Origin of the sequence: Pseudomonas citronellolis (assembly GCF_900112375.1) — a bacterium.
In the GTDB taxonomy this organism is placed as follows: Bacteria; Pseudomonadota; Gammaproteobacteria; order Pseudomonadales; family Pseudomonadaceae; genus Pseudomonas; species Pseudomonas citronellolis.
Genome location: NZ_FOLS01000003.1, coordinates 260565 through 285224, shown reverse-complemented (window position 1 = coordinate 285224; position 24660 = coordinate 260565). Strand labels below are relative to the sequence as shown.

Genomic DNA, 24660 nt, shown 5'->3' with positions numbered 1-24660 from the left:
AGCATTTCAGGGAGGTAAAAAGACGCGCGCGCCCCGTAGGGCGCGCGCGCTTCAACGCTTGGAACTGACTGTGCTTAGTGCACGTCCTTCCAGTATTCGCGCTTGAGCAGGTAGGCGAACACGAAGAAGAAGGCCAGGTACAGCAGGACGTAGGTGCCGATGCGGTGGGAATCCAGCTTGTTCGGGTCAGCCGAGTAAGCCAGGAAGGTCACCAGGTTCTTCACCTTCTCGTCGAACTGCGCCTCGGTCAGCTGGCCGGTCTTCGGCACCACGGTGAGCTGGTCGCAGGCCTCGTGGGTCAGCGGCGTACCGGTCAGCGGATCGAACTGCTTCTTGCCATTTTCCACGACCTGGATCTGCTTGCAACCGATAACCTGGCGGCCCTGCACGCTACCCAGCACGTTGGGCATGCCGACGTTGGGGAACACCTTGTTGTTCACCCCCCACGGACGCTTGGGATCCTCGTAGAAGGAGCGCAGGTAGGTGTACAGCCAGTCGGTGCCACGCACGCGGGCCACCAGGGTCAGGTCCGGCGGCGCGGCGCCGAACCAGACCTTGGCGTCGGCCGGCTTCATGCCGATGTCCATGTGGTCGCCGATCTTCGCCCCGGTGAACACCAGGTGGCTGAGCATCAGCTCCTCGGGAATCCCCAGGTCACGGCCAACGCGCTCGTAGCGCTGGAACTTGGCGCTGTGGCAACCCATGCAGTAGTTGGCGAAGGTACGCGCGCCATCCTGCATGGCTGCTTTGTCGGTCAGGTCGATGTCGACGTGATCGAGGGCCGGTCCGTGGCCTTCGGCGGCGAAGCCGAAGAGGGGCACCAGGGCCAGAATCAATGCTGCGAATTGCTTTTTCATCAGCCAGTCACCCTTTCCGGAACCGGTTTGGTTTTCTCCATCCGGGTGTAGAACGGCATCAGGATGAAGAACGCGAAATACAGGATGGTGCACAGACGCGACAGCGTGGTGCCCAGCGGCGACGGCGCTTGCGAGCCGTAGTAGCCGAGGATCACGAAGGACACCGCGAAGATCACCAGCCAGATCTTGCTCAGCCAGCCCTTGTAGCGGATCGAGCGCACCGGGCTACGGTCGAGCCACGGCAGTACGAACAGCACGGCGATGGCGGCGCCCATGGCGATGACGCCCATCAGCTTGTCCGGAACGGCGCGCAGAATCGCGTAGAACGGGGTGAAGTACCACACCGGGGCGATGTGCTCGGGGGTCTTGAACTGGTTCGCCATCTCGAAGTTGGGCTTCTCGAGGAAGAACCCGCCCATTTCCGGGAAGAAGAAGATCACGGTGCAGAACACGAACAGGAAGACCACCACGCCGAGGATGTCCTTGACGGTGTAGTACGGGTGGAACGGGATGCCGTCCAGCGGGATGCCGTTCTCGTCCTTCTTCTTCTTGATGTCCACGCCGTCGGGGTTGTTCGAGCCGACTTCGTGCAGCGCCAGGATGTGCAGCACCACCAGGCCGAGCAGGACGATCGGCAGGGCGATCACGTGCAGGGCGAAGAAGCGGTTCAGGGTGATGCCGGAGATCAGGAAGTCACCGCGGATCCACTGCGCCAGCGCCTCGCCCACCACCGGGATGGCGCCGAACAGCGAGATGATCACCTGGGCCCCCCAGTAGGACATCTGGCCCCAGGGCAACAGGTAGCCCATGAAGGCCTCGGCCATCAGGGCGAGGTAGATCAGCATGCCGAACAGCCAGACCAGTTCGCGCGGCTTCTGGTAGGAGCCGTAGAGCAGGCCGCGGAACATGTGCAGGTAGACCACGATGAAGAACGCCGATGCACCGGTGGAGTGCATGTAGCGGATGATCCAGCCGTAGTCCACATCGCGCATGATGTATTCCACGGAGGCGAAGGCTTCTTCCGAGGACGGCGTGAAGCTCATGGTCAGCCAGATACCGGTGAGGATCTGGTTGACCAGCACCAGCAGTGCCAGGGAGCCGAAGAAGTACCAGAAGTTGAAGTTCTTCGGGGCGTAATACTTGCTCAGATGGTCTTCCCACATCTTGGTCGCGGGGAAGCGGGCATCGACCCAAGCCATGAACTTGTTCATCAGGCTTTCTCCTGGTCCACACCGATGGTCAGCACGTCACCATCGAGGCTATAGGGCGGAATCGGCAGGTTCAGGGGCGCGGGCTGGCCCTTGTAGACGCGACCGGCCAGATCGTAGTGGGAGCCGTGGCAGGGGCAGAAGTAGCCACCCTTCCAGTCCGGGCCGAGGTCGGCGGGAGCGACTTCCGGGCGGAAGGTCGGCGAGCAGCCCAGGTGGGTGCAGATACCAACGATGACGGCGAGTTCCGGCTTGATGGAGCGCAGCTTGGGATCGACGTAGGTCGGCTGGTCGGAGGCCTTGGAGTCCGGGTCGGCCAGCTGACTTTCGAGGGTCGGCAGGGCATCGAGCATTTCCTTGGTTCGGTGAACCAGGAACACCGGCTTGCCGCGCCACTCAGCGATGACCTGCTGCCCTGGCTCGATCTTGCCGACGTTCACCTTCACCGGTGCGCCGGCCGCCTTGGCCTTGGCACTGGGGAACCATGACCCCACGAACGGGACCGCAGCTCCGACAGCTCCCGCGGCGCCGACCACCGAAGTGGCCGCGACGAGGAAGCGACGCCGGCCTGCATTCACGCCGTCATTACTCATTCAGTCGTCTCCCATCAGCTTTAGCCCGTTATCTTCTCGGGCCTTAGAGTAAAAGTTGTGCCGCAGAAAAATTCGCCAAATGGTAAAGAAAAGCCCTGTACCTGACAAGGTAATTACCCCCGAGCAGGAAGCTGGAGCCCTTACGCCATGCGGCCCCCAGGCCATGCGACACCTTGCCGCATAAATTGCCGACCCCCTTAATCCTAGGCATAAAAAAACGCCCAGTCCTCTCGGCACTGGGCGTTTTTTTCGAAGCGTCGTATTAACGCTTGGAGTACTGCGGACGCTTACGCGCTTTACGCAGACCGACTTTCTTACGCTCAACCTCACGGGCATCGCGGGTGACGTAGCCGGCCTTGCGCAGGGTGCTGCGCAGGGTCTCGTCGTATTCGATCAGGGCGCGGGTGATACCGTGACGGATCGCACCGGCCTGGCCGCTGACACCACCACCGACGACGGTGACGTAGATGTCGAACTTCTCGGTGTTCTCGGTCAGCTCGAGCGGCTGACGTACGACCATGCGAGCGGTTTCGCGGCCGAAGAACACGTCCAGGCTGCGGTTGTTGATGGAGATATTGCCGGTACCCGGACGCAGGAAGACGCGTGCGGTAGCGGTCTTACGACGGCCAGTGCCGTAATTTTGAGTCGCCGACATGATGTGCTATCCCGTTAAATCTTCAGTTCTTGAGGCTGCTGAGCGGTGTGCGGGTGGCTGGCACCCTTGTACACTTTCAGCTTGCGGTACATGTCGCGACCCAGCGGGTTCTTCGGCAGCATGCCTTTGACCGCGATCTCGATGACGCGCTCGGGAGCCTTGGCAATCAGCTTCTCGAAGTTGATCGACTTGATACCGCCCGGGAAGCCCGAGTGATGGTAGTACATCTTGTCGGTGGCTTTGGCGCCGGTGACACGGACCTGTTCGGCGTTGATGACGACGATGTAGTCGCCGGTGTCAACGTGCGGGGTGTATTCCGGCTTGTGCTTGCCGCGCAGGCGGGTAGCGATTTCGGTAGCCAGACGACCCAGGGTCAGGCCAGCAGCGTCGACGACGAACCAGTCGCGCTTAACAGTTTCTGGTTTCGCGGTGAAAGTTTTCATTCGTTATAGCCTCAGGGGCCGCCTGAAAATAAGACGGCGAATCTTACTGGACAGTGGTTGCCTTGACAAGTCAAGGACAGCCAGAAACAGACACGATTTGGGGCTCGGGTCAGTGTGCGTCCGTAACGACTAGATGTATCAATCGGCAGGCTAGGCATCCCCCACCGATGAAAGGCTGCCGAATTATGCAGATTCCGGCAGAATTTACAACCTCGTCGACACTCGATTTCATCAGGAGAAGCGCATGGAGTACCGCCCGCTCGGCCGCACAGGACTGAAAGTCAGCGCCCTGTGCCTCGGCACCATGACCTGGGGGGAGCAGAACAGCGAAACCCAGGCCTTCGCCCAGATCGACCTGGCCAAGGCCGCCGGCGTCAATTTCATCGACACCGCCGAGATGTACCCGGTGCCGCCGCGCGCCGAAACCTACTCGCGCACCGAGCAGATCATCGGCGACTGGTTCCGCCAGCGCGGCGACCGCGCCGAGTGGATCCTGGCCAGCAAGGTGGCCGGCCCCGGCAACGGCATCAGCCACATCCGTGACGGCCAGCTCAAGCACGACCGCAAGAACATAGTCGCCGCCCTGGACGCCAGCCTGAAGCGCCTGCAGACCGACTGGATCGACCTCTACCAGCTGCACTGGCCCGAACGCAGCACCAACTTCTTCGGCCAGCTCGGCTACCAGCACAAGGCGCAGGACTTCACCCCGCTGGAGGAAACCCTGGAGGTGCTCGACGAGCAGGTGCGCGCCGGCAAGATCCGCCACGTCGGCCTCTCCAACGAAACGCCCTGGGGCACCATGCGCTTCCTGCAGCTGGCCGAGCAGCGCGGCTGGCCACGGGCGGTGTCGATCCAGAACCCCTACAACCTGCTCAACCGCAGCTTCGAAGTGGGCCTGGCGGAAATCGCCATCCGCGAGCGCTGCGGCCTGCTGGCCTACTCGCCGCTGGCCTTCGGCATGCTCTCGGGCAAGTACGACAACGGCGCGCGCCCGGCCAACGCCCGCATCACCCTGTTCAGCCGCTTCACCCGCTACACCAACCCGCAGAGCGAGCGCGCCTGCGCCCGCTACGTGGCCCTGGCCCGCGAACACGGCCTGGACCCGGCGCAGATGGCCCTGGCCTTCGTCACCCGCCAGCCGTTCGTGACCAGCAACATCATCGGCGCGACGTCGCTGGAGCAGTTGGAAAGCAACCTCGCCAGCTTCCAGCTGCAACTCTCCGAGGAAGTCCTGGCCGGCATCGAGGCGATCCACAAGGACCAGCCGAACCCGGCGCCCTGAGAGCCGCCCCTGTAGGAGCGAGCTTGCTCGCGAACCGCACTCTGCCGGACAGGCCCTGTGCAAGGAAGGTTCGCGAGCAAGCTCGCTCCTACGAAAGGCCCGCAGCCGCTTACAACGACCGGGCGATGATCTCCTTCATGATCTCGTTGGTCCCCGCATAGATGCGCTGCACCCGCGCATCGGCCCAGGCGCGGGCCACCGGGTATTCCCACATGAAGCCGTAGCCGCCGTGCAGCTGCACGCACTCGTCGAGCACCTTGCACTGCAGGTCGGTGGTCCAGTACTTGGCCATGGCCGCGGTGGGCACGTCGAGCTTGCCTTTCAGGTGCAGCTCCAGGCAGCGGTCGACGAAGGTGCGCCCGATCTGGATCTCGGTGGCCATCTCGGCCAGCTTGAAGCGGGTGTTCTGGAAGTCCGCCACGGCCTTGCCGAAGGCCTTGCGGTCGCGGGTGTAGTCGAGCGTCCACTTCAGCGCCGCCTCGGCCGAGGCCAGGGCGCCCAGGGCCACGGTCAGGCGCTCCTGGGGCAGTTCCTGCATCAGGTAGATGAAGCCCTGCCCCGGCTGGCCGAGCAGCGCCTCCTTGGGCACGCGGACATCCTGGAAGAACAGCTCCGAGGTGTCCTGGGCCTTCATGCCGACCTTCTCCAGGCGCTTGCCCTTCTCGAAGCCCGGGGTGCCGGCCTCGACCAGGAACAGGCTGGTGCCCTTGGCGCCGGCCTTGGGATCGGTCTTGGCCACCACTATCACCAGGTCGGCGAGGAAGCCGTTGGTGATGAAGGTCTTGGAGCCGTTGATCACGTACTCGTCGCCATCCAGCACCGCGGTGGTCTTCACCCCCTGCAGGTCGGAACCGGCGCCCGGCTCGGTCATGGCGATGGCGCCGACCATCTCGCCGGAAACCAGCTTGGGCAGGTAGTGCTGCTTCTGCGCCTCGCTGCCGTAATGCAGGATGTAGGGCGCGACTATGTCCGAGTGCAGGGAGAAGCCGATGCCGGTCAGGCCGAAGCGGCCGATTTCCTCGATCACCACGGCGCTGTAGAGGAAGTCCGCGGCCATGCCGCCGTAGGCCTCGGGGATGTGCGAGCAGAGCATGCCCGCCTCCCCCGCCTTGTTCCACAGGGCGCGGTCGATGTGACCGTCCTTTTCCCACTGGTGATGGAAGGGCACGGCTTCCTGCTCGAGGAACTTGCGCACGCTGTCGCGGAAAAGCTCGTGGTCGGAACTGAACAGGGTTCTGGGGATCATGCTCGCCTCCTGGCGCCTCGCTGAAGGGCCGAATGTAGGTCAGCCCGCCGAGCGGCGCCTACTGGACACTTGCGCCAAAAAATAAGACGATCCAGCCGCCATTTGACCGGTTAGGCGTCGAATGCGGCCCTCCACAACAATGATAAGAACGATGTCCGAACAATCCGAATCTTCCCTGAAAAGGGTCTGCATCCTGGCGACCGACGGTGTCTTCGCCTCCACCCTCATGCAGGCGCGGGACTTCCTGCACATGGCCAGCCTGCGCTTCGGCAGGCAGGAAGGCCTGGGCCTCACGCCGCTGCTGCAAAGCCGCATCGTCAGCCCCGACGGCCAGCCGGTGCGCGCCTTCAGCGGCGACCTGCTGGCGGTGGACGGCGCCCTCGAGGAATCCGACCTGGTGATACTGCCGGCCTTCTGGGGCGACTTCGACCAGCTCCTGGCGCGCTACCCGCAGGTGGTGCCCTGGCTGCGCGAACGCCATGCCGCCGGCAGCGCCATCGGCAGCGAGGCCACCGGGGTGTTCTGGCTGGCCGAGGCCGGCCTGCTGGACGGCAAGGAGGCGACCACCTACTGGCGCTTCTTCGACGACTTCGCCGCGCGCTACCCCAAGGTGCTGCTCAACCGCGAGAAGCACATCACCGACGCCGACAACCTCTACGCCGCCAGCGGCGTGACCTCCGCCCGCGACCTCTACCTGTACCTGATCGAGCGCTTCTGCGGCGCCAGCGTGGCCCAGGGCGTGTCCCGCGACATCCTCTTCGAGGTGCAGCGCAGCTACACCCCCGGGCGCCTGGGCTTCGGCGGCCAGAAGCTGCACCACGACCCGGCCATCCTGCAGGTCCAGCAATGGCTGGAGGAGCACTATGCGGACAAGTTCCGCTTCGAGGACGTGGCCCGCGAGCACGGCATGAGCATCCGCAACTTCATGCGCCGCTTCCAGGCCGCCACCGGCGACAAGCCGCTGCACTACCTGCAGCGCCTGCGCATCGAGACGGCGCGCAGCCTGCTGTCGACCTCGCGCAAGAGCATCAAGACCATCAGCTACGAGGTGGGCTACGACGACGCCAGCTTCTTCGCCCGGCTGTTCCGCCAGCACACCAAGCTGTCACCCAACCACTACCGCAACCAGTACCGACGGAAAGAGGCCTGAAACAAGCTATCCATAGGATAGGTCCCGTGCCTGCGGGCAGCTCCCTATGATCGGGGCTGCCCTTCCAGAACAAGAACACGGGATTCCCTCATGCGCCGCCTACTATTCGTCCTGCTCGCCTGCTTCTGCCTGCCCGCCTTCGCCGCCGGCGACTGGAAGCCCTTCCCCTACGACCAGAGCACCTTCGACTACTCCGGCGACAAGCTGCGCAGCGCCTGGCCACGGCTGACCCGCGGCTTCGGCGACTACCCCTTCCCCGACGCCGACTGGGTGACGAAGATGGCCGCCGCCCACCCGGACGCGGTGGCGAAGACTGTCGCCGCCGGCAGCGGCTTCAGCGGCAGGCCAGAGGAGGCCCAGGCCTATGCCGAGAAGCTGCAGGACGTATGGCGCAAGCTGTTCCGCGGCGACTTCGCCCAGGCCAAACAGGACGGCCTGGCCCTGGGCGTCGGCGGCCAGGTGCCGGCGATGTTCGCCCAGGTGCTCTACGCCATGTTCCTGGCCCCGGCGGCGGACAAGCAGCAACTGCTGGAAGAGGTGATCAGCTACACCGACCAGGCCGGCCCGCTGCTCAACGCCGACCCCATCGCCCAGTTCGGCCGCGCCTACGCCAAGGCGCGGCTGGCCGAGGAACTGCCGGTCCCGGTGGTGCTCAAGCGCGGCTACACCAGCGACATTCCCAAGGAACTGGACGCGATCCTCGCCAGGCGGCCCGGCCAGCCCTTCGCCCTGGCGCTGTACGGCGGCTACGAGGCCGGGGTGATCCGCAAGGTCGGCAAGCTGGTCGGGCGCATGACCTACGGCGTCAGCGCGGACAAGATGGAGACCTACTTCGCCCGCTCCTTCCGCGCCAGCGACGACCTGCCCATCGGGCACTACGAATATGCCAATGCGTTGGGTTATGTGTATGGCGACGACGAACAGGACAAGGCGCTGGAACAGTTGAGGAAAGCGGTGGCGATCAAGCCGATCAATGCCATGGAGGCGCTGGAAGTGGCGCATGCGAAGCAGTTGTTGCAGAAGGCTGAGGCGCAGACGGCGCAGCGCTGAACGCTTTTCGTAGAGCCCAAAACGAAAAAGGGCTGCCATCCGGCAGCCCTTTTCGCATCAGCACGACCCCATCAAGGCCGGTGCGGCCGGCTGAGGAACTCGTGGGACTGCATCTCCAGCAGGCGGCTCAGGGTGCGCTGGAACTCGAACTCCAGGCGCCCGCCCGTGTACAGGTCCTTCAGCTCCACCTCAGCGGAGATGATCAGCTTGACGTTGCGGTCGTAGAACTCGTCCACCAGGTTGATGAAGCGGCGGGCCATGTCGTCCTTGGCCACGTTCATCTGCTCGACGTTGGAAATCAGCACCGCGTGGAAGATCTTCGCCAGCTCGATGTAGTCGTTCTGGCTGCGCGGGCCGTCACACAGCTCGCGGTACTCGAACCAGGCCACGTCGTCGCAGGTCAGGCGCGCGCGGATCTCGCGGTTCTCGATCATCAGCACGTCGTCGCGGGTGGCCGCGGCGCATTCCGGGGTGAGCTTGCGGAAGTCGCGGGCCATGGCCTGCTCGGCCTGCTCGGTGAGCGGCCAGTGGTACAGCTCGGCCTGCTCCAGGGCGCGCAGGCGGTAGTCCACGCCGCTGTCGACGTTGACCACCTCGGTGTGCTCCTTGAGCAGGGCGATGGCCGGCAGGAAGCGGGCGCGCTGCAGGCCGTCACGGTACAGGCCGTCGGGCACGATGTTGGAGGTCGCCACCAGGCTGACGCCGTTCTTGAACAGTTCCTCCAGCAAGGTCGCGAGGATCATGGCGTCGGTGATGTCGGAGACGAAGAATTCATCGAAGCAGATCACCCGGGCCTCGTCGGCGAAGCGCTTGCCGATGATGGTCAGCGGGTTCTTCTCGCCCTTGAGGGTCTTCATTTCCTCGTGCACGCGCTTCATGAAGCGGTGGAAGTGCGTGCGCATCTTCTGCTTGAACGGCAGCGCGTCGAAGAAAGTGTCCACCAGGTAGGTCTTGCCGCGGCCTACGCCGCCCCAGAAGTACAGGCCCTTGACCGGCCCGTTGGACTTCTTGCCGAGCAACTTGCCGAACAGCCCGGGCTTGGCCTGGTCGGCCGCCAGCAGGTCGTCATATAGACGCTGCAGGTGCTTCACGGCATTGGCCTGGGCCGCATCGTGGAAGAAATCGGGACGTTTGAGGTCTTCCTGGTAGCGCTGAAGGGGCGTCATGATCGGTAGCAAGGCAACGAAAACGGGGCCGACACTTTAGCGACGGCCCCGCTTCTTGGCAATCGGCCATCCGTCGAGGATGGCTGTGTGCGGGCTTACTCCTGCGCCGCCAGGGCCTCGCGCACGCGCTCGATGGCGGCGTCACGGCTGGCGGCGTCGGCGAACTCGGGGCTTTGCGCCACGGCCGCGCCATCCAGCCACAGGGCGAAGGCATTGCCTTCGGCGCGCAGATCCAGCGCCTCGCCGCCCTGCAGGCGCTTGCTCACCGCACCGGCGGACTTGCCGTCGGCGAAGGCGTTGGACAGCAGCAGCTGCTCGCCGGCGGCGTCCAGCAGGCGGAAGCGGAAGCTGCCGTCATCCTCGCGGAAGCTGACGATGCGCGCGCTCTTGGCGGCCTTCTTCTTGCCCTTGCCGGCCACCTGCACCTGCTCGCGGAACGAGCGCAGGCCCACGGCCTCGCGCAACTCGCCGAGGAACGGGGTGGCGATGCGGCGGGCCTTGGCGGCGCCGGCCAGGAGGATGTCCTCCAGGTCGCCCGGGCGGGTGATCAGCGTGTGGTAGCGCTCGCGGGCCTCGCCCAGTTCGGCTTCCAGCAGCTCGTAGAGTCGCTGCTTGGCCTCGCCCCAGGCCAGGCCTTCGAGCAGCGCGGCGCGGAATTCGGCCAGCTGCGCCGGCGTGGCGAAGGCCTGGTAGAGGGTGAACAGGTGCGAGTTGTCCGGGTCCTTCGGCTCGCCGGGGGCGCGGGAGTCGGTGACGATGCGGGCGATGGCATCCTTGAGCTGCTTGCTGCTGCCGAACAGCGGGATGGTGTTGTCGTAGCTCTTGGACATCTTGCGCCCGTCCAGGCCCGGCAGGGTCGCCACTTCTTCCTCGATCACCACTTCCGGCAGGGTGAACAGCTCCTTGCCGTTGCCGAACAGGTGGTTGAAGCGCTGGCCGATGTCGCGGGCCATTTCCACGTGCTGGATCTGGTCGCGGCCGACCGGCACCTTGTGCGCATTGAACATCAGGATGTCCGCGGCCATCAGGATCGGGTAGCTGTACAGGCCCATGCTGACGCCGGCGTCCGGGTCTTCCCCGGCCTCTACGTTCTTGTCCACCGAGGCCTTGTAGGCGTGGGCGCGGTTGAGCAGGCCCTTGGCGCTGACGCAGGTCAGCAGCCAGGTCAGCTCGGGGATTTCGGGAATGTCGGACTGGCGGTAGAAGGTCGCCTTGTCGGTATCCAGGCCCAGGGCCAGCCAGGTGGCGGCGATCTCCAGGCGCGAGCGCTGGATGCGCAGCGGGTCGTCGCACTTGATCAGCGCGTGGTAGTCGGCCAGGAAGTAGAACGAATCGGCCTGCGGGTCGCGGCTGGCGACGATCGCCGGGCGGATGGCGCCAGCGTAGTTGCCCAGGTGCGGGGTGCCGGTGGTGGTGATGCCGGTGAGGATGCGGGTCGTCATGGGATACCAGAAATCAGCGCGGGAAAAATGAGCGGCCTGGATGTTAACCCGCGGCGCCGGCCGGCGCGAGCCGGGGCTGCAGCAGGTCCTTGAGCTCGATCAGCTTGCCGTGGAAGAAGTGGCTGCACCCGGGCACGCGCAGCAGTTCGTGGGGCAGCGCCAGCGACTCGCTCCAGGCGTAGACGCGGGCCGGGGTCACCACTTCGTCATCTTCGGGCTGTACCACGGTGATGGGACACTGCCGCGGCAGCTCGACCGCGAAGCGCTCCACCGGCGGCGCCAGCATGAACAGGTGGCGCAGGGCCACGCCCTGCCCTTCCAGGCGCGCCGCGGCATTGCCAGCCACGCAGGAGCCGAAGGAGAAGCCCATCGGCGTCAACGGCAGGCCGGGATGTCGCTCGCCGAGCCAGCGGGCCACGGCCAGGGCGTCGTCGATTTCGCCACGGCCGTCGGCGTAGCTGCCGGCGCTCTGGCCGACGCCACGGAAGTTGAAACGCAGGGTGGCGTAGCCGGCGTCACGGGCGATGCGCTGCAGGGTGGCGACCACCTTGTTCTGCATGGTGCCGGCGAACAGCGGGTGCGGATGGCAGATCAGCGCCACGCCGATGGCGTCGGGGGTGTCCAGGTGCAGGGCTTCCAGGGGGCCGTCCGGGCCATCGATGAACAGGGGGATTTCGCGGGTGGACAAACAACAACTCCGTGACCCCGAAGCGGGTCGTCTCGTCTAGCTCGATACCGCGCCGACACCGAGGCCTCGCCCCGTGGTATACAGCGCAGGTGCAAGCCGCTAACGTAAAGCAAAGCCGTCTATAGAGGAAGGATTCGCGTGGAACAGTCCCTCACCACCTGGTTGGTCCCGGTCATCGCTCTGCTCGTCGGGGCCGCTGTCGGCTTCCTGATCGCGCGCCTGCTGCCCAGCGCCGCACCCAACCGCATGCAACGCCAGGTCGATGACCTGCAGGAACGCTTCGACAGTTACCAGCGCGAGGTGGTGACGCACTTCAACACCACTGCCAGCCTGGTGAAGAAGCTCACCCAGAGCTACCAGGACGTCCAGGAACACCTGTCCGAGAGCGCCGAGCGCCTGGCCCTGGACGAGCAGACCAAGCAGCGCCTGCTGGCCGCCCTGCACGCCGAGGACAGCTACCCCGAACGCCGCGAGCGCCTGACCCCGCCGGCCAGCCAGGAAGCGCCGAAGGACTACGCGCCGAAGACCGGCGAAGGCCCCGGCACCCTGGACGAGACCTACGGCCTCAAGCGCAAGCTCTGAGCCCGCAGCGCCCGCAGAAAAGCCCCGCCATGGCGGGGCTTTTTCATTTCAGAAGCGACCTACAGGCACTGGCGACGAGCATCCCCTGTAGGAGCGGACTCCGTCCGCGATAGTCAGCCCTCCACTCGGAGGCTGATTCATGGACAGAGCACAGCGGGCATCCTGGCAATCCGGACACAAAGCCCTGCGCAAAGGCAGGGCCTCTGCTCCCAGTGGAATCTATCTCCTCACTGCCACCACCTCAGGGCGAAAACCCCTGTTCGCAAATTTCCGCTTCGCCTGCATCGTTGCCAGTTGCTTCGAGCAACCTCTAGCACTTGGAACGAATCGCCTGCTGGCCTGGGTGTTGATGCCAGACCACGCTCATTGGCTGCTGGAACTGGGAAAGGGCGAGCGGCTGGAAACCAGCGTGGGGCGTTTGAAGGCCGTAAGCGCCCGCCAGCTCAATGACTGGCGGATGGCACATGGAGCAGTCTGGGCTGCCGCTTTTCATGACCATGCGCTGCGACGGGAGGAGGACCTGTTGCCCACGGCCCGTTACATCATTGCCAATCCCGTGCGTGCGGGGTTGACCAGGCGGGTTGGCGATTATCCTTTCTGGAATGCGGTGTGGCTTTGAACAATCGCGGACGGAGTCCGCACCTACAACTCCTCGTGAGGCGTGACGTTCTGACCTGTAGGAGCGGACTTTGTCCGCGATGATCGAAGATGTCGGCGCGGATCACGGATGAAGGCCTACGCCGCCCCCACCATGCACCCCATGCAGGAGCGCGCCCTGCGCGCGAATCGCGGACGGAGTCCGCTCCTACAGCTCACCGTGAGGCGTGGCGTTCCGGCCCCCGTCGAGCACCAAAGAAAAAGCCCCGCCTAGGCGGGGCTTTTCACAACGCTGTCGCGATCAGATCGCGCCGCGCTGGCGCAGCAGGTCGAGGACCGCTTTCACGCCCTCTTCCACCGACTGGTGGTGGGTGTCGATCACCAGGTCGGCATCCAGCGGCACGTCGTAGGGGAAGGACTCGCCGGGGATGTTGTCCTGGCCGGCCGCGTACAGGCCCTGCGGGTCGCGTTCGCGGCAGACCTGCGGCGATGCCTGGACGTAGACGGTGATCAGGCGCTCGTCGCCGATCAGCGCCTTGGCCTGCTCGCGACCTTCGGCGCTGGGGGCGACGAAGGCGCACAGGCTGATCAGCCCCGCTTCGTTGAACTGCCTGGCGACGTGGGCGGTGCGCAGCCAGTTCTCGGTGCGCCCGGCGCGGTCCTGCGGCAGGCCCTTGTTCAGGTCGTGGCGCAGGTTCTGGCCGTCCAGCACGTAGACCGCGCGACCCATGTCGAACAGCTTGCGCTCCAGGGCGTAGGCCAGGGTGCTCTTGCCGGCGCCGGAGAGCCCGCTGAACAGCACCGTGGCCGGCTGCTGGCCGAAGCGCGCAGAGCGCTCCTCGCGGCTCACATGGGCGCCCTGGCCGTGGTGGCTGGCATGGCTCTGGCCAGCCTGCGGCGCGGCGATGATCATGCCGGCGCCGACGGTGCCGTTGGTCAGCCGGTCGATGACGATGAAGGCGCCGGTGGTGCGGTTCTGCGCATAGCCGTCGAGGGCGATGGGCGCATCCAGGCTGACCTTCACGCGGGCGATCTCGTTGAGCTTGAGTTCGCTGGCGGCGGTCTCTTCCAGGGTGTTCACGTCCACCTTGTGGGCGATGCTCGGGATCGAGCCCGGCACATAGCTGGTGGCGCGCTTGATGTCGTATTTCTTGCCCGGGAGCATGGGCTCCTCGGCCATCCACACGAGCATGGCGTCGAAGCCGTCGGTGACCTGCGGGCGGTTGTCCGCGTGGACCAGCATGTCGCCGCGGGAGACGTCGATCTCGTCTTCCAGGGTCAGGGTGATGGCCTGGCCGGGGCCGGCATGTTCCAGCTCGCCCTCGAAGGTGACGATGGACTTGACCTTGCTGCCCTTGCCCGACGGCAGCGCCACGACCTCGTCGCCCTTGCGCACGATGCCGCTGGCCAGGGTGCCGGCGAAGCCGCGGAAGTTCAGGTTCGGGCGGTTGACGTACTGCACCGGGAAGCGCATGTCGTCCAGGTTGCGGTCGCCGGCGATCTCGACGGTCTCGAGGATCTCCATCAGCGACTGGCCGGTGTACCAGGGCGAACGCTCGGACTTGTTGACCACGTTGTCGCCCTTGAGCGCCGACATGGGGACGAAGTGCAGCGAGCTGGTCTTGAGGTTGATCTTCTCGGCGAACAGCAGGTAGTCGGCCTTGATCTGCTCGAAGACGCCCTGGTCGAAGTCCTTCAGGTCCATCTTGTTGATGGCGACGACGATGTGCTTGATGCCCAGCAAGGATGCAATGAAGCTGTGCCGGCGGGTCTGCGTCTGCACGCCGTAGCGGGCGTCGATCAGGATGATGGCCAGGTCGCAGGTGGAGGCGCCGGTGGCCATGTTGCGGGTGTACTGCTCATGGCCGGGGGTGTCGGCGATGATGAACTTGCGCCTGGCGGTGCTGAAGTAGCGGTACGCCACGTCGATGGTGATGCCCTGCTCGCGCTCGGCCTGCAGGCCGTCGACCAGCAGCGCCAGGTCGACTTCGTCACCGGTGGTGCCGACCTTCTTGGAGTCCTTGGTGATAGCTTCCAGATGGTCTTCGTAGATCATCTTGGAGTCGTGCAGCAGGCGCCCGATCAGGGTGCTCTTGCCATCGTCGACGTTGCCGCAGGTGAGGAAGCGCAGCAGTTCCTTGCGCTCGTGCTGGGCCAGGTAGGCGAGGATGTCCTCGCTGATCAGGTCAGACTGGTGGGACATGGTCTTTCTCTATCGCTGAAGGCTTGAGGCTGGAGGCTGAACGAACAAGCGCACCTAGCAAGCCGATAATTCATGGACGTTGAAGTCGTTTTAGAAGGCCGGAAAGCATCGCCGCGATGCGCTTGCATCGCTCGATCCAGTCCCGGCCGATCTCGGCCGATATGAAGCCGACTTCAACACCTATATAAATCTGAGTTCTCAACTCCGAGCACGAGCCCTTGGCCATGCTCAGAAAGTAACGCTTTTCCTTGTCGCCATCCCGCGTCATGCCTTCGGCAATGTTGCTGGGAACGGACAGGGCCGATCGGGTGATCTGATCCTTGAAACCGAAGTCTCGGCAGCCAGCCAGCGCCCGATAGACATCAACCGAAAGCCTTGCGGAGAGCTTCCATACATCGAGTCGTTCGAAATCCATTTCGTCCAGCCTCAAGCCTTCCAGCGCTTTTTTCGGCTTTTAAAAATACCCTTGTCGCTTCTTCTCTTCCATCGAACCGGCCTGGTCGTGGTCGATGACCCGGCCCTGGCGTTCGGAAGTGCGCGTCAGCAGCATTTCCTGGATGATTTCCGGCAGCGTAGTGGCGGTGGATTCCACCGCGCCGGTCAGCGGGTAGCAGCCCAGGGTGCGGAAGCGCACCATCTTCTTCTGGATGCTGGCCTTCTGCTCGTCGCTGAGGTGCTCGAGGATGCGCTCGTCGTCGATCATGATCAGCGCGCCGTTCATCTCGATCACTTCGCGCTCGGCGGCGAAGTACAGCGGGACGATCGGGATCTGTTCCAGATAGATGTATTGCCAGATGTCCAGCTCGGTCCAGTTGGACAGCGGGAACACACGGATCGACTCGCCCTTCTTCACCTTGCCGTTGTAGACGTTCCACAGCTCCGGGCGCTGGTTCTTCGGGTCCCAGCGGTGCTTGCTGTCGCGGAAGGAGTAGACGCGCTCCTTGGCGCGGGACTTCTCCTCGTCGCGGCGGGCGCCACCGAAGGCGGCGTCGAAGCCGTACTTGTCGAGCGCCTGCTTGAGGCCCTCGGTCTTCATGATGTCGGTGTGCTTGGCGCTGCCGTGGGTGAAGGGGTTGATGTCCTGGGCCACGCCATCGGGATTGATGTGGGTGATCAGGTCCAGGCCCATCTCCTCGACCATCTTGTCGCGGAAGCGGTACATCTCCTGGAATTTCCAGCGGGTGTCGACGTGCATCACCGGGAACGGCAGCTTGCCGGGGAAGAAGGCCTTGCGCGCGAGATGCAGCATCACCGCGCTGTCCTTGCCGATCGAGTACAGCATCACCGGGTTGTCGAACTCGGCGGCCACCTCGCGGATGATGTGGATGCTTTCCGCCTCCAGCTGTTTCAGATGCGTCAGTTTGTCGACCATGGCTACTCACGGAATTGCTTATGGACGGCCTTCGGGCCGTAGACGAGGGCGCACTCTACCACAACGTCAGACTCTAACCGGGCGGCCACTTATACCGAAAGAATATACCCATATAGCCACTTGTCAGGCCGCGCAAGCGCCCAGGAGACTAGGGCCCCGGGCTTGGCCGGGCGGATCGGGCGCGCCGCCGGAAACGAGATATCCACAGACGCCCGCCTCTCCGACGAACAGCCGCGCCGCCCCACGAAATCGCCCCCTCCCGGCGGCCGGAAGCAGATTCAGGAGGAAGCGCATCCCGCCCTCCGCTAGAGTAGGTCCCCGGTAAGCGCGTCCATCTGCGCTACCCTATTCCTCATTCTCCACGCACCAGCAGATTTCCCATGCGCCGCATCGCCCCGCTCCTGCCTCTGTTCCTTCTCATCGCCGCCTGCAGCAGCAAGCCCACCGCGCCGACGCCGGCAGCCGCCCCGCAGAAAAGCGCCGCCACCGGCACGACGCGCCTGTACACCCCGGCGAACCCGGTGCAGCCGATCAGCCCGCTGACCGGCGACTTCGCCAACAACCCCAACGCCCAGCGCTTCGTCGACCGGATGGTCAGCCTGCACGGCTTCGATCGCCAGCAGCTGCAGGACGTGCTGGGCCGCACCCAGCGCCTGGACTGGGTGATCCGCCTGATGGACCGCCAGGCGCCGACCTACCAGGCGCCGAGCGGCCCGAACGGCGCCTGGCTGCGTTACCGCAAGAAGTTCATCACCCCGGACAACATCCAGAACGGCGTGGCCTTCTGGAACCAGTACGAAGACGCCCTCGAGCGCGCCTCGAAGACCTACGGCGTGCCGCCGGAGATCATCGTCGGCATCATCGGCGTGGAAACCCGCTGGGGCCGGGTGATGGGCAAGACGCGGATCATGGATGCCCTGGCCACCCTGGCCTTCGACTACCCGCGGCGCGCCGACTTCTTCGCCGGCGAGCTGGAGCAGTTCCTCCTGCTGGCGCGCAAGGAGCGCGACGACCCGCTGGCCCTGCGCGGCTCCTACGCCGGCGCCATGGGCTACGGCCAGTTCATGCCAACCTCGTTCGCCCGCTACGCGGTGGACTTCGATGGCGACGGCCACGTCGACCTGTGGGACCCGCAGGACGCCATCGGCAGCGTCGCCAACTATTTCCAGCAGCACGGCTGGGTCACCCACGACAGCATCGCCGTGCCGGCCAGCGGCCAGGCGCGCGGGCTCGAGGATGGCTTCAAGACGCAGTATCCGCTCCAGACGCTGAGCGCCGCCGGGCTGCGCCCGCAGGCCCCGCTGGGCAAGCACCGGAGCGCCAGCCTGCTGCGCCTGGACATGGGCCGCAACTACCAGTACTGGTACGGCCTGCCGAACTTCTACGTGATCACCCGCTACAACCACAGCACCCACTACGCGATGGCGGTCTGGCAGCTCGGCGCGGCCGTGGACCAGGCCCGGCGCCGCTACGCCTCGACGCCCTGAGCACCCACGGCGCTCAGGCGGGGTTCGGGCAGTCGATGAAACGGTGCTCGATGCCGAAGCGCTCGGCCAGGTAGCGGCCCAGCGCCTGCACGCCGTAGCGCTCGGTGGCGTGGTGGCCGGCGGCGATGAAGGTGATGCCGTTCTCACGGGCGCTGTGCACCGTCTGCTCGGAGACCTCGCCGGTGAGGTAGGCGTCCACGCCCGCCGCGATGGCCTGGTCGATGTAGCCCTGGGCGCCGCCGGTGCACCAGGCGATGCGCCGGATCGGCCGCTCGCCTTCCACCAGCAGCGGCTCGCGGCCCAGCACGCGCGCCACGTGGGCGGCGAAATCAGCCGGCGCCACGGGGGCCGCGGGCGCGCCCAGCAGCACGATGGAACGCGGGTTGCCCGGCTCCAGCGGGCCCTCGATGTCCAGGCCGAGCTGCTGGCCCAGCTGCACGTTGTTGCCCACCTGCGGGTGCAGGTCCAGCGGCAGGTGGTAGGCGATCAGGCTGATGTCGTGGGCCAGCAGGGTCTTCAGGCGACGCTGCTTCATGCCCACCACGCAAGGGTTCTCGCCCTTCCAGAAGTAGCCATGGTGGACCAGCACCGCATCGGCCTGCGCGGCCACCGCCGCGTCCAGCAGCGCCTGGCTGGCGGTCACGCCGCTGACGATGCGCCGCACCTGCGGCCGGCCCTGCACCTGCAGGCCATTAGGGCAGTAGTCCTGGATGCGCGCGGCGTCCAGGTAGCGGTCGGCCTCTTCGACCAGCTCGGTCAGATCGATCGCCATCGAATTTCCTCCAGGCATTAGGGGAGACGGCTATTTTCTTGCCACGCCGCCCGTATAATGGCGGCCACCCTAGCGGCCTTCCCCAGGCCGAGCAACCCCCAAGGATCGTCCTCCGATGCTGAAGGCCCTGCGTTTTCTCGGCTGGCCCGCGCTTGTCGGCGTCTTGCTGGCGCTGCTGATCATCCAGCGTAACCCCGAATGGGTCGGCCTGCCCGAACAGGAAGTCCACCTGCAGCAGGCGCCCCTGCTCAGCCGCCTGCAGCAGGGCCCCGGAACCTATGCCGACGCCGTGACCCGCGCCGCGCCGGCGGTGGCCAACCTGTACACCACCAAGATGGTCAGCCGGCCGGGCAACTCGATGCTCGACGACCCACTGTTCCGCCGCTTCTTCGGCGACAACCTGCCGCAGCAGAAGCGCATGGAGTCGAGCCTGGGCTCGGCGGTGATCATGAGCCCCGAGGGCTACCTGCTGACCAATAACCACGTCACCGCCGGCGCCGACCAGATAGTCGTGGCCCTGCGCGACGGCCGCGAAACCACGGCGCGCCTGGTCGGCAGCGACCCGGAAACCGATCTCGCGGTGCTCAAGATCGACCTCAAGGACCTGCCGGTGATGACCCTCGGGCGCTCCGACGGCATCCGCACCGGCGACGTCTGCCTGGCCATCGGCAACCCCTTCGGCGTGGGCCAGACGGTGACCATGGGCATCATCAGCGCCACCGGCCGCAACCAGCTGGGGCTGAACACCTACGAAGACTTCATCCAGACCGACGCGGCGATCAACCCGGGCAACTCCGGCGGCGCCCTGGTCGACGCCAGCGGCAACCTGGTGGGCATCAACACCGCCATCTTCTCCAAGTCCGGCGGCTCCCAGGGCATCGGCTTCGCCATCCCGATCAAGCTGGCGCTGGAGGTGATGAAGTCGATCGTCGAGCACGGCTCGGTGATCCGCGGCTGGCTGGGCGTCGAGGTGCAGCCGCTGACGCCGGAGCTGGCCGAGTCCTTCGGCCTGCAGGACCAGGGCGGGGTGGTGGTCGCCGGTGTCTACCGCGACGGCCCGGCCGCCCAGTCCGGCATGCAGCCGGGCGACATCATCCTCGACATCGACGGCAAGAAGGCCGCCGACGGCCGCACCGCGATGAACCAGGTGGCGCGCACCAAGCCGGGCGAGAAGATCAACATCCAGGTGCTGCGCAACGGCAAGCACGTCACCCTGGAGGCGGAAGTGGGCCTGCGCCCGCCGCCCACTCCGCCGGTGCAGCAACCGCAGCAGCAGTAACGAAGAACGGCGCCCGAGGGCGCCGTTTCTTTTTCAGCCGGGCGTGGCTCAGAGCCGCGTGCGCAGAGCGTCCAGCAGCGCCTGGTTCTGCTCCTCGGTGCCGATGCTGATGCGCAGGAACTGGGCAATGCGCGCCTGCTTGAAGTGGCGGACGATCACCCCCTGCTCGCGCAGGCCGGCGGCCAGCTCGGCGGCGTCGTGGCGCGGGTGGCGGGCGAAGATGAAGTTGGCCGCCGACGGCAGCACCTCGAAGCCCATGCCGCTCAGCTCGCCCACCAGCTTCTCGCGGCTGTCGATCACCGCCTGGCAGGTGCGCTGGAAGTACTCGCGGTCCTCGAAGGCGGCGATGGCGCCGGCCTGGGCCACGCGGTCCAGCGGGTAGGAGTTGAAGCTGTTCTTGACCCGTTCCAGGGCCTCGATCAGGTCCTCGTGGCCGACCGCCAGGCCGACGCGCAGCCCGGCCAGGGAGCGCGACTTGGACAGCGTCTGCGCCACCAGCAGGTTCGGGTAGCGCTCCACCAGGCCGATGGCCGTCTCGCCGCCGAAGTCGACGTAGGCCTCGTCCACCAGCACCACGCTGTCCGGGTTGGCCAGCAGCAGGCGCTCGATGGCTTCCAGCGGCAGCAGGCAGCCGGTCGGCGCATTGGGGTTGGGGAAGATGATCCCGGCGTTGGGGCGGGCGTAGTCCTCGACGCGGATCTGGAACTGCTCGTCCAGCGGTAGCGCCTCGAAGGGAATGCCATAGAGGCCGCAGTACACCGGGTAGAAGCTGTAGGTCACGTCGGGGAACAGCAGCGGCCGGCCGTCGTGCTGGAACAGCGCGTGGAAGGCATGGGCCAGCACTTCGTCGGAGCCGTTGCCGACGAACACCTGGCCCGGGCGCACGCCATAGTAGTCGGCGATGGTCTGCTTCAGGCGCTCGGCGTTGGGGTCCGGGTACAGCCGCAGGGCATCGCCCAGCTCGCCCTGCATGGCGGCCAGCGCCTTGGGCGACGGGCCGTAGGGGTTCTCGTTGGTGTTGAGCTTGACCAGCTTGGCCAGCTTGGGTTGCTCACCCGGCACGTAGGGCACCAGGTCCTTGACGAAGGGGCTCCAGAACTTGCTCATCGCCCTCTCTCCTTTAAAGAATCGCTGAAGGCCGAAGGCTGAAGGCTGAACGAAAAGGCGAAACCCACTTCGTCCAGCCTCAAGCCTCCAGCGGCTTTTATCGGTTTTTATCGGCTTTTCAGCCCTTGATCCGGTATTCGGCGCTGCGCGCGTGGGCGGTCAGCGACTCGCCGCGGGCCAGGACCGAGGCGGTCTTGCCGAGCACCGAGGCGCCGTCGGCCGAGCAGAAGATGATCGACGAGCGCTTCTGGAAGTCGTACACGCCCAGCGGCGAGGAGAAACGCGCGGTGCCGGAGGTCGGCAGCACGTGGTTCGGGCCTGCGCAGTAGTCGCCCAGGGCCTCGGCGGTGTAGCGGCCCATGAAGATGGCGCCGGCGTGGCGGATGTTCGGCAGCCAGCTTTGCGGGTCGGCCACCGACAGCTCCAGGTGCTCCGGGGCGATACGGTTGGCCACCTGGCAGGCCTGGGCCTGGTCGGCGACCTGGATCAGCGCGCCGCGGTTGCCCAGCGAGGTGCGGATGATCTCGGCGCGCTCCATGGTCGGCAGCAGCTTCTCGATGCTGGCGGCGACCTTGTCGAGGAAGGCGGCGTCCGGGCTGACCAGGATCGACTGGGCGTCCTCGTCGTGCTCGGCCTGGGAGAACAGGTCCATGGCGATCCAGTCCGGGTCGGTGCCGCCGTCGCAGACCACGAGGATCTCCGAGGGGCCGGCGATCATGTCGATGCCCACCTGGCCGAACACGTGGCGCTTGGCGGTGGCCACGTAGATGTTGCCCGGGCCGACGATCTTGTCTACCTGGGGCACGCTCTCGGTGCCGTAGGCCAGCGCGGCCACCGCCTGGGCGCCGCCGATGGTGAAGACGCGGTCGACGCCGGCGATGCAGGCGGCGGCGAGGACGATCTCGTTGATTTCGCCACGCGGGGTCGGCACCACCATGACCACTTCGGCGACGCCGGCGACCTTGGCGGGAATCGCATTCATCAGCACCGACGAGGGATAGGAAGCCTTGCCGCCGGGCACGTACAGGCCGGCGCGGTCCAGCGGGGTGACCTGCTGGCCGAGCACGGTGCCGTCGGCCTCGGTGTAGCGCCAGGAGTCCTGCTTCTGCTTCTCGTGGTAGCTGCGCACGCGCTCGGCGGCGGTTTCCAGCGCCTCGCGCTGGGCCGGGGTGATGCGCGTCAGGGCCAGTTCCAGGCGCTCGCGCGGCAGGATCAGGTCGGCCATGCTGGCGACCGCGAGGCCGTCGAAGCGCTGGGTGAGCTCGACCAGGGCGGCGTCGCCACGGCTGCGCACGTCAGCGATGATGTCCAGCACGCGCTGGTTCACGGCGTCGTCGGACACGCTTTCCCAGGACAGCAGATGGTCCAGATGACGCGCGAAGTCCGGATCGGCGGCGTTGAGTCGACGGATGGCGAAGGGTGCGGTCATAGCTGGCCTCTTAAAATTGGCGTGATCTCGGGCGCCGCTAGACTAGCAAGCCCACCGTGCGGGCACCCGAGAAAATTTGGCTATGACACGGATAGGCGGGCGCGGCGGGAAGGCCGCGCAGGGAATTACGCCCGGTGTCGAGACTCCACCGCTTCACGCAGAGTGTCGATCAGGGCCTGGATGCGCGCGTGCTGCATCTTCATCGAGGCCTTGTTGACGATCAGCCGCGAGCTGATGTGGGCGATCAGCTCCTGGGGTTCCAAGCCGTTGGCGCGCAGGGTGTTGCCGGTGTCGACCACGTCGATGATCTTGTCGGCCAGGCCGACCAGCGGCGCCAGCTCCATGGAGCCGTACAGCTTGATCACCTCGACCTGGCGGCCCTGCTCGGCGTAGTAGCGCTTGGCCACGTTGACGAACTTGGTGGCCACCCGCAGGCGCCCCTTGGGCTCGGCCGCGCCGACCGCGCCGGCGGTCATCAGCTTGCAGTTGGCGATCTTCAGGTCCAGCGGCTCGTACAGCCCCTGGCCGCCGTATTCGAGCAGCACGTCCTTGCCGGCCACGCCGAGGTCGGCGGCGCCGTGCTCGACGTAGGTCGGCACGTCGGTGGCGCGGACGATCAGCAGGCGCACGTCGTCGAGGCTGGTGGGGATGATCAGCTTGCGGCTCTTGTCCGGGTTCTCGGTCGGCACAATGCCTGCCGCTGCGAGCAGCGGCAGGGTGTCATCGAGGATCCGGCCCTTGGACAGGGCGATGGTCAGCATGTCTGGTCAGCCCTAGCCCGGTACGCGGCGGATCTTGGCGCCGAGCAGTTGCAGCTTCTCTTCGATGCACTCGTAGCCACGGTCGATGTGGTAGATGCGGTCGATCAGGGTGTCGCCCTCGGCCACAAGGCCAGCGATCACCAGGCTGGCGGAAGCGCGCAGGTCGGTGGCCATGACCGGGGCGCCCTTGAGCTGCGGCACGCCGGTGACGATGGCGGTGTTGCCCTCGACGAGAATCTGCGCGCCCATGCGGTTCATTTCGTAGACGTGCATGAAGCGGTTCTCGAACACGGTCTCGATCACCGCGCCGGTGCCTTCGGCCACGGCGTTCAGCGAAATGAACTGGGCCTGCATGTCGGTGGGGAAAGCCGGATACGGCGCGGTGCGGATGTTCACCGCCTTCGGCCGGTTGCCCTTCATGTCCAGCTCGATCCAGTCGTTGCCGGTGTTGATGTGCGCACCGGCCTCTTCCAGCTTCAGCAGCACCGCCTCGAGGATGGTCGGGTCGGTGTCCTTGAGCTTGACGCGACCACCGGTGGCGGCGGCGGCGACCAGGTAGGTGCCGGTCTCGATGCGGTCGGGCAGCACGTTGTACTTGGCGCCGCCCAGGCGCTTCACGCCATCGATGACGATGGTGTCGGTGCCGGCGCCCTGGATCTGCGCGCCCATGGCGATCAGGCAGTTGGCCAGGTCGACCACTTCCGGCTCGCGGGCGGCGTTTTCCAGCACGGTGCGGCCGTTGGCCAGGGCCGCGGCCATCATGATGTTCTCGGTGCCGGTCACGGACACGGTGTCGAAGAAGAAGTGCGCGCCACGCAGGCCGCCGGCCGGAGCCTTGGCCTTGATGTAGCCGCCTTCGACGGTGATCTGCGCGCCCATGGCCTCGAGGCCGCGGATGTGCAGGTCGACCGGACGCGAACCGATGGCGCAGCCGCCGGGCAGGGCCACCTCGGCCTCGCCGAAGCGCGCGACCATGGGGCCGAGCACCAGGATCGAGGCGCGCATGGTTTTCACCAATTCATAAGGCGCGACCAGGGTCCTGATGCTGTTGGCGTCGACTTCGACGTTGAGCTTCTCGTTGATCACCGGCTGCACGCCCATGCGACCGAACAGCTCGATCATGGTGGTGATGTCGTGCAGGTGCGGCAGGTTGCACACGGTGACCGGAGTATCCGCCAGCAGGGTGGCGGCAAGGATCGGCAGCGCGGAGTTCTTGGCGCCGGAGATGCGGATTTCGCCGTCGAGACGGGAACCGCCGGTAATGATCAGTTTGTCCATAGCAGGTATATCC

General features: G+C 65.8%; 24 protein-coding genes. 7 read left to right on the top strand and 17 right to left on the bottom strand.

Going from position 1 to position 24660, the window contains the following annotated elements:
• Positions 1 to 74 precede the first annotated feature (74 nt).
• The 5 genes from BM060_RS04765 to rplM form a co-directional block, all read right to left on the bottom strand.
• Positions 75 to 857, bottom strand: coding sequence for a cytochrome c1 (locus BM060_RS04765; protein WP_009617891.1), 783 nt, complete (start codon positions 855 to 857; stop codon positions 75 to 77).
• A complete protein-coding gene (locus BM060_RS04760) occupies positions 857 to 2068 on the bottom strand; it encodes a cytochrome b (protein WP_009617889.1) in 1212 nt (403 codons plus the stop codon). Before BM060_RS04760 ends, BM060_RS04765 begins: the two co-directional genes overlap by 1 nt.
• On the bottom strand, positions 2068 to 2658 hold the full coding sequence (gene petA, locus BM060_RS04755; RefSeq protein ID WP_058071403.1) for a ubiquinol-cytochrome c reductase iron-sulfur subunit: 591 nt from the start codon (positions 2656 to 2658) through the stop codon (positions 2068 to 2070). Before petA ends, BM060_RS04760 begins: the two co-directional genes overlap by 1 nt.
• 262 nt (positions 2659 to 2920) lie before the next feature.
• Positions 2921 to 3313: a 30S ribosomal protein S9 gene (gene rpsI / locus BM060_RS04750; RefSeq protein WP_074977751.1), complete on the bottom strand. Its 393-nt coding sequence runs from the start codon at positions 3311 to 3313 to the stop codon at positions 2921 to 2923.
• Between the two features lie 14 nt (positions 3314 to 3327).
• Positions 3328 to 3756 carry a 50S ribosomal protein L13 gene (gene rplM / locus BM060_RS04745; protein WP_074977748.1) on the bottom strand — a complete coding sequence of 143 codons (429 nt, stop codon included), beginning with the start codon at positions 3754 to 3756 and terminating at the stop codon, positions 3328 to 3330.
• A gap of 244 nt (positions 3757 to 4000) precedes the next feature.
• Here rplM and BM060_RS04740 point away from each other — a divergent pair, with 244 nt between their 5' ends.
• Positions 4001 to 5038 (top strand): NADP(H)-dependent aldo-keto reductase, encoded by a 1038-nt coding sequence (locus BM060_RS04740; RefSeq protein WP_074977745.1) that lies wholly within the window; start codon positions 4001 to 4003, stop codon positions 5036 to 5038.
• A gap of 109 nt (positions 5039 to 5147) precedes the next feature.
• On the opposite strand, the gene BM060_RS04735 is transcribed toward BM060_RS04740, so the two are convergent.
• On the bottom strand, positions 5148 to 6284 hold the full coding sequence (locus BM060_RS04735; RefSeq protein WP_074977742.1) for an acyl-CoA dehydrogenase family protein: 1137 nt from the start codon (positions 6282 to 6284) through the stop codon (positions 5148 to 5150).
• Positions 6285 to 6534: 250 nt separating this feature from the next.
• On the opposite strand from BM060_RS04735, the gene BM060_RS04730 reads away from it, so the two are divergent.
• Positions 6535 to 7434 (top strand): GlxA family transcriptional regulator, encoded by a 900-nt coding sequence (locus BM060_RS04730; protein WP_161788523.1) that lies wholly within the window; start codon positions 6535 to 6537, stop codon positions 7432 to 7434.
• Positions 7435 to 7524: 90 nt separating this feature from the next.
• Positions 7525 to 8484, top strand: coding sequence for a hypothetical protein (locus tag BM060_RS04725; protein ID WP_074977739.1), 960 nt, complete (start codon positions 7525 to 7527; stop codon positions 8482 to 8484).
• 71 nt (positions 8485 to 8555) lie between these two features.
• On the opposite strand, the gene zapE is transcribed toward BM060_RS04725, so the two are convergent.
• The 3 genes from zapE to BM060_RS04710 form a co-directional block, all read right to left on the bottom strand.
• Entirely contained in the window at positions 8556 to 9650 is a 1095-nt protein-coding gene (gene zapE / locus BM060_RS04720; RefSeq protein WP_043272363.1) for a cell division protein ZapE, read from the bottom strand.
• Between the two features lie 95 nt (positions 9651 to 9745).
• Positions 9746 to 11092: a tryptophan--tRNA ligase gene (locus BM060_RS04715; protein ID WP_074977737.1), complete on the bottom strand. Its 1347-nt coding sequence runs from the start codon at positions 11090 to 11092 to the stop codon at positions 9746 to 9748.
• A 43-nt stretch (positions 11093 to 11135) separates the two neighbouring features.
• Positions 11136 to 11780, bottom strand: a complete 645-nt coding sequence (locus tag BM060_RS04710; protein ID WP_074977734.1) for an alpha/beta hydrolase — start codon at positions 11778 to 11780, stop codon at positions 11136 to 11138.
• 138 nt (positions 11781 to 11918) lie between these two features.
• On the opposite strand from BM060_RS04710, the gene BM060_RS04705 reads away from it, so the two are divergent.
• Positions 11919 to 12362 carry a Z-ring associated ZapG family protein gene (locus BM060_RS04705; protein WP_074977731.1) on the top strand — a complete coding sequence of 148 codons (444 nt, stop codon included), beginning with the start codon at positions 11919 to 11921 and terminating at the stop codon, positions 12360 to 12362.
• Between the two features lie 139 nt (positions 12363 to 12501).
• Positions 12502 to 12981, top strand: a complete 480-nt coding sequence (locus tag BM060_RS04700; RefSeq protein ID WP_074977727.1) for an REP-associated tyrosine transposase — start codon at positions 12502 to 12504, stop codon at positions 12979 to 12981.
• A gap of 279 nt (positions 12982 to 13260) precedes the next feature.
• Here BM060_RS04700 and cysN read toward each other — a convergent pair whose 3' ends face one another.
• The 3 genes from cysN to cysD form a co-directional block, all read right to left on the bottom strand.
• Positions 13261 to 15162, bottom strand: coding sequence for a sulfate adenylyltransferase subunit CysN (cysN, locus tag BM060_RS04695; protein ID WP_074977724.1), 1902 nt, complete (start codon positions 15160 to 15162; stop codon positions 13261 to 13263).
• A gap of 70 nt (positions 15163 to 15232) precedes the next feature.
• The gene (locus BM060_RS04690; protein ID WP_009617855.1) at positions 15233 to 15577 is read right to left on the bottom strand and encodes a four helix bundle protein; all 345 of its coding nucleotides are present in this window, start codon (positions 15575 to 15577) and stop codon (positions 15233 to 15235) included.
• A gap of 39 nt (positions 15578 to 15616) precedes the next feature.
• Positions 15617 to 16534, bottom strand: a complete 918-nt coding sequence (cysD, locus tag BM060_RS04685) for a sulfate adenylyltransferase subunit CysD (RefSeq protein WP_043272357.1) — start codon at positions 16532 to 16534, stop codon at positions 15617 to 15619.
• A gap of 380 nt (positions 16535 to 16914) precedes the next feature.
• Here cysD and mltB point away from each other — a divergent pair, with 380 nt between their 5' ends.
• Positions 16915 to 18021, top strand: coding sequence for a lytic murein transglycosylase B (mltB, locus tag BM060_RS04680; RefSeq protein ID WP_074977722.1), 1107 nt, complete (start codon positions 16915 to 16917; stop codon positions 18019 to 18021).
• A 13-nt stretch (positions 18022 to 18034) separates the two neighbouring features.
• Here the strand turns inward: mltB and BM060_RS04675 are convergent, their stop codons facing one another.
• Positions 18035 to 18793: a Nif3-like dinuclear metal center hexameric protein gene (locus tag BM060_RS04675; protein WP_043272354.1), complete on the bottom strand. Its 759-nt coding sequence runs from the start codon at positions 18791 to 18793 to the stop codon at positions 18035 to 18037.
• 115 nt (positions 18794 to 18908) lie between these two features.
• On the opposite strand from BM060_RS04675, the gene algW reads away from it, so the two are divergent.
• Entirely contained in the window at positions 18909 to 20072 is a 1164-nt protein-coding gene (algW, locus tag BM060_RS04670) for a Do family serine endopeptidase AlgW (protein WP_074977718.1), read from the top strand.
• A 48-nt stretch (positions 20073 to 20120) separates the two neighbouring features.
• On the opposite strand, the gene hisC is transcribed toward algW, so the two are convergent.
• From hisC to murA, 4 genes are all read right to left on the bottom strand, one after another.
• The gene (hisC, locus tag BM060_RS04665; RefSeq protein ID WP_074977715.1) at positions 20121 to 21179 is read right to left on the bottom strand and encodes a histidinol-phosphate transaminase; all 1059 of its coding nucleotides are present in this window, start codon (positions 21177 to 21179) and stop codon (positions 20121 to 20123) included.
• Positions 21180 to 21297: 118 nt separating this feature from the next.
• A complete protein-coding gene (gene hisD, locus BM060_RS04660) occupies positions 21298 to 22608 on the bottom strand; it encodes a histidinol dehydrogenase (RefSeq protein WP_074977712.1) in 1311 nt (436 codons plus the stop codon).
• Between the two features lie 125 nt (positions 22609 to 22733).
• Positions 22734 to 23369, bottom strand: a complete 636-nt coding sequence (hisG, locus tag BM060_RS04655; RefSeq protein ID WP_009617828.1) for an ATP phosphoribosyltransferase — start codon at positions 23367 to 23369, stop codon at positions 22734 to 22736.
• A gap of 12 nt (positions 23370 to 23381) precedes the next feature.
• Positions 23382 to 24647, bottom strand: coding sequence for a UDP-N-acetylglucosamine 1-carboxyvinyltransferase (gene murA, locus BM060_RS04650; protein WP_009617826.1), 1266 nt, complete (start codon positions 24645 to 24647; stop codon positions 23382 to 23384).
• Positions 24648 to 24660 lie beyond the last annotated feature (13 nt).